The 12256-nt window shown below is 58.9% G+C and carries 12 protein-coding genes; 9 read left to right on the forward strand and 3 right to left on the reverse strand.

The annotated features are described in order from the left end of the window. Window positions 1–220 precede the first annotated feature (220 nt). The 7 genes from PV407_RS20335 (at window position 221) to PV407_RS20365 (ending at window position 6021) form a co-directional block, all read left to right on the forward strand. The gene (locus PV407_RS20335; RefSeq protein WP_332091821.1) at window positions 221–703 is read left to right on the forward strand and encodes a hypothetical protein; all 483 of its coding nucleotides are present in this window, start codon (window positions 221–223) and stop codon (window positions 701–703) included. A gap of 747 nt (window positions 704–1450) precedes the next feature. After that, window positions 1451–3292 (forward strand): translational GTPase TypA, encoded by a 1842-nt coding sequence (gene typA, locus PV407_RS20340; RefSeq protein ID WP_332091892.1) that lies wholly within the window; start codon window positions 1451–1453, stop codon window positions 3290–3292. A 47-nt stretch (window positions 3293–3339) separates the two neighbouring features. Beyond that, window positions 3340–3672: a YlaH-like family protein gene (locus PV407_RS20345; RefSeq protein WP_332091822.1), complete on the forward strand. Its 333-nt coding sequence runs from the start codon at window positions 3340–3342 to the stop codon at window positions 3670–3672. 82 nt (window positions 3673–3754) lie between these two features. Further along, window positions 3755–4195, forward strand: coding sequence for a hypothetical protein (locus PV407_RS20350; RefSeq protein WP_332091823.1), 441 nt, complete (start codon window positions 3755–3757; stop codon window positions 4193–4195). Window position 4196: 1 nt separating this feature from the next. Then, window positions 4197–4469 (forward strand): hypothetical protein, encoded by a 273-nt coding sequence (locus PV407_RS20355; RefSeq protein ID WP_332091824.1) that lies wholly within the window; start codon window positions 4197–4199, stop codon window positions 4467–4469. Window positions 4470–4484: 15 nt separating this feature from the next. Then, window positions 4485–5456, forward strand: a complete 972-nt coding sequence (locus PV407_RS20360; RefSeq protein ID WP_332091825.1) for an LCP family protein — start codon at window positions 4485–4487, stop codon at window positions 5454–5456. A gap of 112 nt (window positions 5457–5568) precedes the next feature. Continuing rightward, window positions 5569–6021 carry a pyridoxamine 5'-phosphate oxidase family protein gene (locus PV407_RS20365; RefSeq protein ID WP_332091826.1) on the forward strand — a complete coding sequence of 151 codons (453 nt, stop codon included), beginning with the start codon at window positions 5569–5571 and terminating at the stop codon, window positions 6019–6021. Between the two features lie 64 nt (window positions 6022–6085). Here the strand turns inward: PV407_RS20365 and PV407_RS20370 are convergent, their stop codons facing one another. Next, entirely contained in the window at window positions 6086–6634 is a 549-nt protein-coding gene (locus PV407_RS20370; RefSeq protein WP_332091827.1) for a YhcN/YlaJ family sporulation lipoprotein, read from the reverse strand. A 112-nt stretch (window positions 6635–6746) separates the two neighbouring features. Here PV407_RS20370 and PV407_RS20375 point away from each other — a divergent pair, with 112 nt between their 5' ends. Next, window positions 6747–8078 (forward strand): PhoH family protein, encoded by a 1332-nt coding sequence (locus PV407_RS20375; RefSeq protein ID WP_332091828.1) that lies wholly within the window; start codon window positions 6747–6749, stop codon window positions 8076–8078. An 84-nt stretch (window positions 8079–8162) separates the two neighbouring features. On the opposite strand, the gene PV407_RS20380 is transcribed toward PV407_RS20375, so the two are convergent. Continuing rightward, the gene (locus tag PV407_RS20380) at window positions 8163–9461 is read right to left on the reverse strand and encodes an alpha-glucosidase/alpha-galactosidase (RefSeq protein ID WP_332091829.1); all 1299 of its coding nucleotides are present in this window, start codon (window positions 9459–9461) and stop codon (window positions 8163–8165) included. A gap of 204 nt (window positions 9462–9665) precedes the next feature. Here PV407_RS20380 and PV407_RS20385 point away from each other — a divergent pair, with 204 nt between their 5' ends. Further along, window positions 9666–10529 (forward strand): AraC family transcriptional regulator, encoded by an 864-nt coding sequence (locus PV407_RS20385; protein ID WP_332091830.1) that lies wholly within the window; start codon window positions 9666–9668, stop codon window positions 10527–10529. A 1122-nt stretch (window positions 10530–11651) separates the two neighbouring features. Here PV407_RS20385 and PV407_RS20390 read toward each other — a convergent pair. Then, entirely contained in the window at window positions 11652–12152 is a 501-nt protein-coding gene (locus PV407_RS20390; protein WP_332091831.1) for a hypothetical protein, read from the reverse strand. Window positions 12153–12256 lie beyond the last annotated feature (104 nt).

Consider the following 12256-nt stretch of genomic DNA (forward strand, 5'->3'; position numbering starts at 1 on the left):
GCCGCGGCCATCGCGCCCGCCGCGCCATCGCGCTCGGCTCCGTCGCCGCATTCGCGCCCGGCCCTGCCGCGGCCATCGCGCCTGGCCCGCCGCTGCGATAGTGCCCGACTTCGCCGCGCGCGCGAAAGCTAGCATTTTTTGTCTAATTTCTGTTACAATTCATATAAGAGGAAGCTGCGGACGACCGTCGCTCCTACGTTCAAACGGGAGGGAAAGCCATTTGGCGGGTAATCGGTTTTCGGTCGGCATCATCATCGTAGTCATTGGCGTCATCTTGCTGCTCGGCAAGCTGGGCGTGTTCGGATTCGTCTGGGAGCTGTTTTGGCCGGCTTTGATTTTGGCCGTCGGACTGCTGCTGCACGCGCTGTACTTCAACAAAACTTTGCCTTCCGGCGTCCTGATTCCAGGCGGCATTCTCGTTACGATCTCCGTCCTGTTTTTCCTTTGCACGTTTTTCGGCTGGGGTCTGATGGCGTACATTTGGCCGGGCTTCATTTTCGCGGTCGCCGTCGGCTTGTACGAGTTTCATATGTTCGACAAATACAGCCCGCGCGGCACGCTGATGGCCGCCGTCGCGTTGGCCGTCATCGCGGGCGTTTTGTTCGGGATGACGATTTTGTTTACCGTAGGCATCTATTTTATCGCGATCGTACTGATCGGCTTGGGCGTTTACATGATCGTAAACAAACGCCGCTCCTGGTAAGAGCCGGGGCCATCGTCCCCGAACCGGGAAGCGGGTGAATACCGGGAAAACCTCCGGTTCGTTTGGCCGATTTCGTTGCAGAAGGCCGCATGAACGGGAAATTCTCCCGATAATGTCCCCCGATTCGCTCTTTTCGCCGGAAAATCGCAAAAATACCGGGAGCTTTTCCCGTTCAAACGGACGGGCGTCTATTCCGGGTCGAAATAACGGGAGAAATTCCCGTTTCCATACTTCGTCCGGCTTTGTGAGCCGAAAAAATTCATCTATCCGAGTCGCTTGGCAGGACGGAGGAGGGTAGGGTTCCGAGTTGCTCGGCAGGACGGAGGAAAAAAGGGTTGCGAGTTGCTCGGCAAGGCGGGGAGTGTAGGGGCGGACCGTTTTGGGGGCAGACGAAACGAGGAGTACTTTGCCTCGAGCGCAGCTCCCGGCACGCGGTGTTTCGCTGCATGACGGCGGTCGGTCGACCGCATGCCCGGACGCTGAAACGGAACATGCGGCCGATCGTTCGCTCCTGCTCCGTTTAGACTGCGACGACCTCCGCCCTTTGTTGCATTTTCGGGCCAGAATCGCTATAATTCAGAATGTGTCAAGCGTCGGCGCCAAAGTCCGACGCTTATTTTGATCGTACGTCCCAATCCGTTTCGATACGTCCGAATCGCGGCCGCTCACCCTTGCGGCGTCCATGATGCCCTATCATCGCGATCGTTTCATACCCGGGGGAAAACAGAAAGGATGAATCAACCCATCATGCACGCCAGAGACAAAATCCGCAACATCGCCATCATCGCTCACGTCGATCACGGCAAGACCACGCTCGTCGACAAGCTGCTTCAGCAGTCCGGCACGTTCCGGGAAAACGAAGCGATCCAGGAGCGCGCCATGGACTCGAACGACCTGGAGCGCGAACGCGGCATTACGATATTGGCCAAAAATACGGCGATTACGTACAAAGACTACTTGATCAACATCGTCGATACGCCGGGACACGCCGATTTCGGCGGAGAAGTCGAACGGATCATGAAAATGGTGGACGGCGTCCTGCTCGTCGTCGACGCGTTCGAAGGCTGCATGCCGCAGACGAAGTTCGTGCTGCGCAAGGCGCTCGAGCAAAACTTGACTCCGATCGTCGTCCTGAACAAAATCGACCGTCCGAACGCCCGCCCGGCCGAAGTCGTCGACGAAGTGCTCGACCTGTTCATCGAGCTCGGCGCGAACGACGAGCAGCTCGATTTTCCGGTCGTTTACGCCTCCGCGCTGCAAGGAACGTCAAGCTTGGACGCGGACCGGCAGGAGCCGAGCATGCAGTCGCTGTACGACACGATCGTCGGCCACATTCCCCACCCGACGGAAGATCCCGCGCTGCCGCTGCAATTTCTCGTCACGCTGATGGATTACAACGAATATTTGGGACGGATCGCCATCGGCCGCATCAATCGCGGCACGATTCGTCAAGGCCAAACGGTCGCGGTCATGACGCGCGAAGGCGGCGTGAAGCAGGCCCGCATCGAGAAGCTGTTCGGCTTCCAGGGGCTGAAGCGGATCGAGATCGACGAAGCGGGAGCCGGCGACATCGTCGCGCTGTCCGGCATCAAAGACATCAATATCGGAGAAACGGTCGCCGATCCGGCCAATCCGGAGGCGCTGCCGGTGCTCAAGATCGACGAGCCGACGCTGCAGATGACGTTCGTCGTCAACAACAGCCCGTTCGCCGGCAAAGAAGGCAAATGGGTGACGTCGCGCAAGCTGCGCGAGCGGCTGTTCAAGGAGCTCGAAACCGACGTATCGCTGCGGGTCGACGAAACGGACAGCCCGGACGCGTTTATCGTTTCCGGACGCGGCGAGCTGCATCTCGGCATTTTGATCGAAAACATGCGCCGCGAAGGCTTCGAGCTGCAAGTGTCCAAGCCGGAGGTCATCGTCAGGGAAATCGACGGCGTCAAGATGGAGCCGATCGAACGGCTGCTCATCGACGTGCCCGAAGACAGCATGGGCGCGGTCATGGAAAGCCTCGGCTCGCGCAAGGCGGAGATGATCAACATGACGAACGGCGGCACCGGAACGGTCCGGCTGGAGTTCATGATTCCGGCCCGCGGCCTGATCGGCTACCGCACGCACTTTTTGACGCTGACGCGCGGTTACGGCATCATGAACCACGCCTTCGAGAAATACGGCCCGTATGCCGGCGCGAACGTCGGCGGACGCCATCAAGGGGTGCTCGTCTCGTTCGAAACGGGCGTAGCGACCACCTACGGCATTTTGTCGATCGAAGATCGCGGCATTTTGTTTTTGCACCCCGGCACGGACGTGTACGAGGGAATGATTATCGGCGAGCATACGCGGGATACCGACCTTGTCGTCAACGTCTGCAAGGAGAAGCAGCTGACGAATATGCGGGCCGCCAGCAAGGACGAGACGGTTCGGCTGAAGACGCCGCGCATTTTCTCGCTCGAGCAGGCGCTCGAATATTTGAACGACGACGAGTACTGCGAAGTGACGCCGAAATCGATTCGTCTCCGCAAAAAAATATTGAACAAAAGCGAACGGGAAAAAGCGGAGAAAAACCGTAAAATGGCCGAATCGAACGTCTGACGTTCGACCGGCCTTTCGGCTCATGACGGTACAGGGAGGCTATCCGAATGCAGCAATGGCTGTTCGATCATCCGGTCGTGACGTATATTCTGATTTTGGTGTTTCTCATCTATATTTATAACAAAGTGTTCCGCATGCGGAAGCTGCCGCTGCTGAAAGACGCGGTCATCTATTTGACGATCGCCGTCGGCGCGTTCATTTTGCTGCTGTTCCAGCTCGACCTCGAGCTGCCGATCGTGATCAGCCTCGGCGTCGCCGTGGCGCTTATGCTGACCGTTCGCGTCCGCTACTGGATGATCGACCGGGAAAACCGCAAAAAAGCGCAAAACGGACAAGCGGGCGACGGCGACGGAAAGCCGGGCGCCGCCGACCCGATGTGATCGGCCGCGACGGCGCAAGCCGGCAAAGCGACGCGGCTGACCGGCAGCCGTCATGCAACAAGCGCGAAGGGAGCGTTGTCGTATGGCCCGCTATTGGCTTGCGCCGGTAATTTCCCGCACGCCGTTTACGCTCGGCGCCGAACGCATTAGCTATGAAGACGGCGAAGCGGCGGCGGAGCTGCGCCGAATGCTGCCCGGCGATCTTTCCCGGCTGCTCGTTCCGTTCAAGTCGCGCATGCTCGCCGGCGAAACGGACAGCGGGGTTTGCGGCGCGGTGCGGGAGCCGTTCGACTTGTCGGCGCCCGGCGACATCGTCTTCGACGGAATACGTCTGCGCCTGTCGGCTTGCGGGCAAGCGATGCTGAGTCGTCTGCCCGACCCGGGCGAGACGCCGTTAACGATCGCCGCTCTCGAAGACGCGCTCGAAGCCGAGGCGCGAACCGATGCGGCCCGATTGGCGGGCTCGCTGCGCCGCTTCGCGGAGCGCGGATGGGCCGTCATTTTGCTGAAGGAGGAGCCGTAACATGAAGCTGGAGGACGCTTTGTTCAATTGGCTGCAAATTCGTATCGTCGCCGACGCCAGACCGGACGACAACGCGGCGAAGGAAACGGAATCGTTTTTCGCGGAAATATTGCGCGACGACCATATGCTGGAAAACGTCCGGATCGAGGGCGTCGTAGGCACGATGATCCATATCCGGTACGAGCGGGAAGGCAAATCGAAGCTGCACATGTTCGACAAGGAGCACGCGGAGCAGCTGCTCGGCGACATTACGGCAAACCCGAAATACAACTGAAAGGGGGGACCGTAAGTGCAGGCCAACGCCTCGCCGCCTACATCGCCCCGGCGACCGCCGAAACGGCGGGCGCTGAAACGAACGCTGCTGTTCATCATCATTCTCGTGCTGGTCGCCACCCTCGGCTACGCCGGCTACGTGCTGTACAAAATCAATGCGGCGATCGACCGGGCCGGCTCGTCCGGCGCGGTTTCCGCCGGTCGGCAGGTCGACCGCAATCCGGTCACGGTGCTGCTGCTCGGCACCGATACGAGGCCGCAAAATCCGAGCCTGAACACGGACGTCATCATGATCGCTTCGTTCAACCCGGACCGCCAATCGGCGACCGTCGTCTCGGTCCCGCGGGATACGCTGATCAAGGTGAGCGGCTACTCGCAGCTGAAGGCGAACGCCTATTACGCGGCGTTTCATCACGCGAACAAAGCGACGGCCGACAAAAAAACGAAAGAGCTGTTCGGCAAATATTTGAACGTTCCGATCGATTACGTGGCGCGCCTCGACTTCAACGGGTTCGAACGAATCGTCGACAACCTGGGCGGACTGAAGCTCGAGGTCGACATGAACATGTGCTATACCGACAAGGCGGACGGAACTTCGATCCGGCTGACCGAAGGGACGCATCTGCTGAACGGAAGCCAGACGCTCGATTTCGTCCGTTACCGGAAAGGCAACTGCCAGAACGCGGCCGACTCCAACGACATCAAGCGCAACGAGCGGCAGCAGCAGGTCATCGACCAAATGATCGGCAAGCTGAAGTCGGTCGAAGGGGTCCTGAAGCTCGGTTCGGTCATCGAAGCGGCCGGCGACAGCGTCGACACGGACATGCCCGCTTCGGAAATCAAAAGCTTCATTCGGACATATATGGCCGCGGACCGCGATAAAATAAACTATGTTCATCTGGAAGGCGAATGGCAAAGCCCGTACATTATCGTTCGCCCGGACGAACTGAAGCGCGCGCAAACCGCTCTCCGAGAGCAGCTGAAGTGACAAGGCGTCCGCCGTCTCGGCGGACGCCGCCGTGCCGCACAATCGGCTATGGCTCCCGGGCCAAGCCGTATGGTATACTGAAGGCAAGCCGTTACCTCAGGAGGATTGACGAATGGCTGAAACGATTACCGCTTTGTCGGAGCAGCAAATGGCCCAGCTGCAAAAGGAAAAGCTCGTCCTGCTCGCCACCGTCGACGCGGAAAGCGGATTTCCGAGCGTAAGCGCCATTTCGTGGGTGTACGCGGGCGGCGCCGACCGGATTCGCTTCGCGATCGATCAACGGTCCCGCATCGTGGCGAACATGACCAAGCATCCGAAAGTGACGCTGACGTTTTTCGGAGACGGAAAAGTAAATGCCGTATACGGCACGGCGGCCGTCGTAACCGAAGCGTTGGAAGGCGTTCCTTTCAAGCTGGCTTGCTACGACGTGTCGGTCGAGGCGGTTCGGGACGCGATGTTTTACGGCTCCCGCATTTCCGTCGAGCCCGAATACGAGAAAACGTACGACAAACGCGCGGCGGAAAAGCTGGACGGACAAGTGTTCGCCGCCATGAAAAAAGCCTAGTTCCGAAGGAACCGGGCTTTTTGCGTCTTTTTGGGCTTATGTCCGTCATTCGAACGTACCCGCGTTACATTTCCTTGCCGCCCATCTGATTGGCATCGTCGGTTCGGGCCGGCGGGTTGCCCTGGGGCGTAATGTCTTTCGGAATTTGCGGCACGATGCGGCCGATCATGTCGGCGAGCTCTTCCGCAAAGCCGGCGACAGGCCGCCCTTGGCGAATGTCTTCGCGAATTTCCGCGATCCGCCCCGCCATGTCGATGTCGGCGGTGACGAAGGCGTGCACGCCGTATGGATCTTTGCGCAGCGCTTCGGCGACCGAATATTTGATCACGTCGACGCGGCTCCGATCCAGCATCGGATCGACGTTGATGCCGACAATCGCCGTATTGCCGAGAATGACGCATGTTGCGCTTTGAACTTGGGGAATGCTGGCCGCGAGCGCCTCGAGCCGAGCGGTCACCTCTTGTCTGTTGCGGATTTCCGGCTTTTCCGGAACCGTCTGCTGCACTTTCACTCCGTTTTGCCCGTCCGGAGAGGGGGAAGCCTCATTGCGCGGCGCTTTGCCGCAGCCGCCCGTCATTGCGATCGCAAGCGCGAGGACAACGACTTTTCGCATCTGAACATCGCTCCTATCTACCTGTACCTGAATTCGCCATGGTTAGTTTGTCCGTATCGACATTCGAATATGTGTGGGCTTTAACCATTAGCCGAGCCGGGAGGGGACGCTCATGAAAAAAATTTACGTGTTGGATACGAATGTCCTGTTGCAGGATCCTGAGGCCGTCTTCGCGTTCGAAGACAACGAAGTGATCATTCCCGCGGTGGTGCTGGAGGAAATCGATTCGAAAAAACGCAACGCCGACGAGCTGGGTCGCAACGCCCGAACCGTTTCGCGTTTGCTTGACGGTCTCCGCGAAAAAGGCCGATTGCACGACGGCATCGCCTTGGAGCGGGGAGGGAGCGTCAAGGTGGAGCTGAACCACCGGAGCTTTCATAAATTGCAGGATTTGTTCGGCGAAATTACGAACGACAACCGCATTTTGGCGGTCGCCCTGAACTACCTTCTGGAGGAGCAGCAGAAGGAGCAGCCGCGTCCCGTCGTGCTCGTCAGCAAAGATACGCTTGTCCGCATCAAGGCGGACGTGCTCGGCATTACGGCGGAAGATTACTTGACGGACCGGGTCGTATCCACGACCGATTTGTACCCGGGCTATTTGACGCTCCACGTTCATCCGGGCGTTATCGACAACTTTTACAACACGCGGTATTTGCCGGTGACCGATCTGAACGTCGGCTATTCGTTCCACCCGCACGAATTCGTCATCCTGAAAGACGAGCTCGGCACGTCGAAATCGGCGCTGCTGAAGGCGAACGCGGAGGCGAAACGGCTGGACCCGTTATTTTTGAGCAACGAGCCGATCTGGGGCATCGGGGCGCGCAACGTCCAGCAGCGGATGGCGCTCGAACTGCTGCTGAACGACGAAATTCCGCTCGTCACGCTGACCGGCAAAGCCGGCACCGGCAAAACGCTGCTCGCGCTCGCCGCCGGATTGATGAAAATCGAAGACGAGCACAAGTACAAGAAGCTGCTGATCGCCCGACCGGTCGTGCCGATGGGCAAAGATATCGGCTACTTGCCGGGCGAGAAAGACGAGAAGCTGCGCCCGTGGATGCAGCCGATTTACGATAATTTGGAGTTTTTGTTCGATACGAAAAAATCCGGCGATATCGAAAAAATATTGGCGGGCATGGGCAGCATCCAGGTCGAGGCGCTGACCTACATTCGCGGCCGGTCGATTCCGGGACAGTTCATCATTATCGACGAAGCGCAAAACTTGTCCAAGCACGAAGTGAAGACGATCGTGTCGCGCGTCGGCGAAGGCAGCAAAATCGTCCTTATGGGCGATCCCGAGCAGATCGACCATCCTTACCTGGACGCTTACAGCAACGGACTCACTTATGTGGTGGAGCGGTTCAAAAGCCAGGGCATCGCCGGCCATATCAATTTGGAGCGCGGCGAACGGTCCCATTTGGCCCAGCTGGCCGCCGATTTGCTGTAGCCGCGCCGGTTTGCGGCGAGGCGAAACGAAGAGGAGACGGCCCCGGACGCAATCGTCCGGAGCCGTCTCCTCGTTTTCGTTCGATTAGTGGAACTTCGGCAGCCAGTCGCCGTGCGCCTCGATCAAGGCGTCGCACAGCGCGACCGTATCGTCGATCGACAGCTCGGCCGACGTATGCGGGTCGAGCAGCGCCGCGTGGTAAATGTGCTCCTTCTTGCGCGTGCGCGCCGCTTCGATCGTCAGCAGCTGCGTATTGATGTTCGTCCGGTTCAGTGCGGCCAGCTGAGGCGGCAGGTCGCCGACGTAGGTCGGCGTAATGCCGTTGCGGTCGACGAGGCACGTCACTTCGACGCAAGCTTCCTTCGGCAAGTTCGTAATCAGGCCGGTATTCATCACGTTGCCGCCGATGCGGAACGGATTGTTCGTCTCCATCGCTTCCATCATGTACGAAGCGTACTCGTGGGAACGGGTGTGCGATAAGTTTTTGTTGTTGACGAGCTCTTCGCGCATCGTCTTCCAACGGTCGATTTGGCGGATGCAGCGGCGCGGATACTCGTCCAGCGGAATGTTGTAGCGCTCGATCAGCTCCGGATAATTGCGCTTGATGAAGTACGGATGGTATTCCGCGTTATGCTCGGACGATTCGGTCACATAATAGCCGAAGCGGAACATGAGCTCGTAGCGGACCATATCGTTATGCTTCTCTTTTTGTCTTTCGGCGGCGCGGCGTTTGATTTCCGGATACAGATCGACGCCGTCCTTCGTCACCTCGAGCAGCCACGCCATATGGTTGATGCCGGCGATTTTCGCCTGCACGCCTTCCATATCGAGGCCGAGCGGCTTGAACAGGTGCGGAATGCACGCCTGGACGCTGTGGCACAGGCCGACCGTCTTGACGCCGCCGTCCGTGTTCATCACGTTCGTAAGCACCGCCATCGGGTTCGTATAGTTGAAAAACCAGGCGTCCGGACAAACTTCCTGGATGTCCTTGGCGAAGTCGAGCATGACCGGAATCGTGCGCAGGTTGCGGAAAATGCCGCCGATGCCGAGCGTGTCGGCGATCGTTTGGCGCAGGCCGAACTTTTTCGGAATTTCGAAGTCGGTAATCGTACACGGATCGTAGCCGCCGACCTGGATCGCGTTGACGACGTATTTGGCGCCGCGCAGCGCTTCCTTCCGGTCGGCATAGGCGACGATGCGGCACGTGCTGCCCGAAGTCGCTTTCAAATTGTTCAGCATGTTTTCGGAATCTTTCAGCCGGACCGGGTCGATGTCGTGAAGCGCCAGCTCGAAATCTTGCAGCGCCGGCGTCATCATGACGTCGCCGAGCACGTTTTTGGCGAATACGGTGCTGCCCGCCCCGATAAACGTAATTTTTGGCATCGAATAGTTCCTCCTTGTCTCGTTCTAATAGACATCATAAAGTCCGCGGACGAAAATGAATATGGAGAAAAGCGAGATACGCATGGAACTTTGCCGTTTCCTAAAGCACCCCCGAACAAGCCCTTGATTTGTTCGCGCGCTTCGTTTTCAATAAAGAGAGAACACGATCCGGCGCTCCGAGCATGGAAAGGACGATGCAATCATATGGAGAAACGTTTCTCGCTTTCGGTTAATCCGAAGCCCGGCAAGGGCGAACTGACCGTCCTGTTCAGCGGCCGCGAGCATACGCTGCCCGGCCATAACGTCGGTCCGCAGGTGCACGATTATTTTTTGGTCCATCACGTTTTGGCCGGCAAAGGCTCGTTTCAGTTTATGGGGCAAACGTACGAGCTGGAGGCCGGGGACAGCTTCTTCATCTTCCCCGGCGACTTGTTCCGCTACACGGCGGACAAGGACGAGCCTTGGCTGTACCGCTGGATCGGCTTCCGCGGGGACCGCGCCGAAGAGCTGCTCTCCGGACTTCGCATCACCCGCCATTCGCCGGTCGCGAAGCCGGTTCGGCATAAGCGCGCCGCGGCGCTGTATTATCAGATGGAGCGGATGCTGGCGGAAGGAAAGCCCGGCTGCGATTTGCGAAGCGGGGGATTGATGCGGATGCTGCTCGCCGAATACGGCCAGGGCGAGGCGGACGAGGCGGAAAGCCGAAGCGGCAAGCAAAGCCCGATCGAGCAGCAGGTCGAAAGAACGATTCGCTGGCTGACCGTGCAATATTCGCAGCCGCTGTCCATCGAGCAAATATCGCGGACGCTCGGCTACAACCGGACGCATTTGTCCAAAATGTTCAAGCAGCATACGGGCATGACGCCGACCCAGTTTTTGCTGAAAATCCGCATGGAGCGCGCCAAGCTGCTGCTGCGCGAGCCGCTAACGGTCGAACAGGTCGCGGCCTCGGTCGGCTTTACCGACCCGCTCTATTTCTCGAAGCAGTTCAAAAAACGGTTCGACCGGTCGCCGACCGAATACCGGCAGGAAGCGTACGGGAGAACGATTTACGACTGCAACGATTGATGGATCGGGCCGGCGCGCATCCCCGCGAGGAGATGGAGGAGTAGCTGAAACGATACGGAGCACTGTGCGCTTATGACGGCTTTACGATCCGGATCGGAAACGGGTGAAATCGCAACGTATGCGCTCTTTGCGGATTTTGTACGTCCGAAGGACCGTCCGGGTATGTTCCCGGACGGTTTTTCTAGTTCGTAAAGAATGTATATCTTTTCGGGTTCCTTTTTGACGAAAAGGATGCAGCAAGCAGCGCCTTTTGTTTCCGCGTCCGACGGATCCGAAACCTGCCGGGCCGCCGGAATCGAACGAACGGGAAAACCTCCCGCTGACTCGCTCTCCTAGTGGCGTCGTTTTCGAAATAACTGGAAAAGCTCCCGATAAAATCGCGTCGAATCGGCGAAAAGCGCGGTTTGGACGAATGTAACGGGATGTTTTCCCGTTGTTTTGCCCGGAAACGGGAAACGACCGGAAATAGCGGGAGCATTTCCATCCCGCTCCGCCGCCGTTTCGGCACAACCAACAGAAAAGACCGTCCGTCCCGACCTTCGCTTGGCGGCGGGATACGGCGATACGGCGCGTATGAAATGCGCCGGCGTCGTCGGGATTCGGGCAAGGGGGCGAGCATGGGGCGGCGGCGGGACGGGCCTCAGTTCCAAGTGTCTAACGGACATGGCGGCCGCTATCGAGCCTCATTTCGGCTTATTTTGATTCTAACGGACACAGGCGCGGCTATTTGGCGAAAATCCCCCTTTTGGAAGGTGTTCGGAGCCAATAAGCGCAGGTGGTGTCCGTTACGTTTGGAAAACGGCCGATTTTCGCGAAATAAGCGTCGTGGCGTCCGTTACGTTGCGGAAGCCGACCGTTTTCGCTCATCCTCGAAATACGTCGATAGACGTTTTTCTAAGCCGATCGACGCATCGGGGCGGTCGGTCAACAGATTTCTTATTGCCCCGTTTCCGCTATTTTGGATCGAAATAACGATTCGACGCTCGTTATCGGCGATTTTGGATTCGCTGTGCACGGGGACGACATCGAAGTCGCACATAAACGCTGCATTGCGGTTTCCTCCGACCGATTTTCTAAATATGCTCGTCCCGTCTCCCCGGGGCAAGGCGCCTGTCGCGGGGATTACGGCGTATCGCCGCCGTACACGAACTCCAGCCTGCACCGGTACGCCTTGGCGATGCCGCGATGGAGGTCGGTTTGCGCCCGGTCCGCGACGAACAGGAGGTGCCCGCCGTCCTTGAATTTCGCGATCAGATGCTCCTCCATTTGCAGCTCCGCCTGAGCCGGTTCGGCGTCCGCCTCGCCGCCGGCAAAGCGGAAGACGGCGCATAAATGGCCGTATACGTAAGCGGCTCCCGCATCGGACACGAATCCGTAATCGACGAACAGCGGCGTCGCCTCCGCTCCTTCGGGCAGCCGCAGCAGCTCGAACTCCTCGAATTCGATCCGGCGCTTGCGCAGCAGCGCGGCGACGGCGTCGCGCTCCCGTTCGCCGTCCGCGATCAGCAGCTCCCCGTCCCGGTCGGTCGGCGCGGCCAGCGCCTTCAGCTCTTCGACGAATCCGTCAAAGTCTTCCCGCGCCCCGCCCTCGGGCCATATCGGCTCCAAACCGTAGTTCCGCATAGTGCGCCTCCGTTTCGCGTCGTTTACCATATTGTAACAATCCCGCCTCCCCGTGTCGACCAAGGGACGGCGGCGACGCGCCGCCTTCCGGTTCGACGAACGCG

This window comes from Paenibacillus sp. GYB003 (assembly GCF_036577625.1).
Taxonomy (GTDB): domain Bacteria; phylum Bacillota; class Bacilli; order Paenibacillales; family NBRC-103111; genus Paenibacillus_AB.